This is a genomic window from Colwellia sp. BRX10-4, assembly GCF_014077465.1.
Classification (GTDB): Bacteria; Pseudomonadota; Gammaproteobacteria; order Enterobacterales; family Alteromonadaceae; genus Colwellia_A.
Genome location: NZ_JACGVZ010000078.1, coordinates 1 through 1,559, shown reverse-complemented (window position 1 = coordinate 1,559; position 1,559 = coordinate 1). Strand labels below are relative to the sequence as shown.

Annotated in this window: 1 protein-coding gene; it reads left to right on the top strand. The window is 40.2% G+C overall.

Going from position 1 to position 1,559, the window contains the following annotated elements:
* Nucleotides 1–276: 276 nt before the first annotated feature.
* Entirely contained in the window at nt 277–1,524 is a 1,248-nt protein-coding gene (locus H4J67_RS19875; RefSeq protein WP_182204875.1) for an IS110 family transposase, read from the top strand.
* The last annotated feature ends 35 nt before the right edge of the window (nt 1,525–1,559 follow it).

Below are 1,559 nucleotides of genomic sequence, written 5' to 3'. Positions count from 1 at the left end.
GTCCTGCTTGAATGGCTTATAGTTGGACCATTCCACTTATATAACAAAGTAACTTACTATTATATTAGGTGGAACATGCTTCTGTTGGTTACGAATATTGAATGGCAAACATCCAATGTTTCTAACAAGACGTTCGAACCAACAGAGCAACTCATTTCAAAACGCATACTCAGGGATTGCCGACCACGACTATCTATAAGACCTGCGAGAAACGAGATTTAAGCACATTCCATCTGTAACTTTACTCGGAGGAGCTGCAAAATGAAAGCATATAATATTAATGATTTCGCTGCTTTAATTGGCATCGATTGGGCAGATACCAAACACGATATATGTGAACATCCCAGTCACACAGAAAAGTACCACTATTGCATTATTAAGAATAAGCCCGAAGCGCTACATGATTGGGCCATGAGCCTTAAACAGCGCTACCCAAATCAACAAATTGCCGTGGCTTGTGAACTCAAAAAAGGGCCACTCATTTATGCCTTAGCTAAATATAGCCACCTCACCTTATTTACCATTAACCCTTCATCGGTTGCTAATTATCGTAAAGCCTTTACGCCAAGTAACGCAAAAGATGACCCCTCCGATGCGCTAATACAAGTTGAAATACTGACCCTGCATATGGACAAGCTCACCGTTATTGAACCCGAATCAGCATCGATGCGTTCACTGACACAGTTGGTCGAATATCGAAGAAACTTGGTACAAGACAGCGTGAACTTATCGAATAAGCTAACCGCCACATTAAAGAATTATTACCCACAAGCACTTGAATGGTTTAAAGAAAAAGACACCTTCATCTTTTGCGACTTCATCAGTAAATGGCCGTCACTCGCTCATGCTAAAAGAGCAAGAAAACAAACACTATTAAATTTTTTTAACAGCCATAATTCACATTACGCCCATGTGAATGACGCACGTATTTTGAGTATTAAACATGCCATACCCTTAACCGAAGACAAGGGCGTGATAGAGCCGAATGAACTCTTAGTTGGTGTGCTCATTGTACAATTTAAAGTGTTATTAAAAGGCATTGAATCACTTGATAAAGTCATAAAGCAGGCATACAAAGTACAACAGGACAAACCTATTTTTGATAGTCTTCCTGGTGCAGGACCACAACTTGCGCCACGTCTATTAGTTGCCTTTGGCAGTAACAGAGAGCGTTACAATGATGCATCCGATCTACAAAAATACGCAGGAATTGCGCCTGTCATTGAGCGTAGTGGCAAGAAAATGTGGACGCATTGGCGATATAGTTGCCCAACATTTTTAAGGCAAACTTTTGTAGAATGGGCAGGCTTTTCCATCCGTTATTCATTTTGGGCTAAGGCTTATTATGAACAACAAAAAAGCAAAGGGAAACCACATAATAGCATCATAAGATCGCTTGCTTTCAAGTGGATCAGAATAGTATTTAGGTGTTGGAAAACCAATACGCCCTACGATGAGTCAAAATACTTAGAGGCCCTAAAACAAAGAGGCTCACCGCTATTAAAATTTGCTGTAAATAGCTAAATTTTACTAGTTGTCCACCTCAGGGCGTGTTGTTA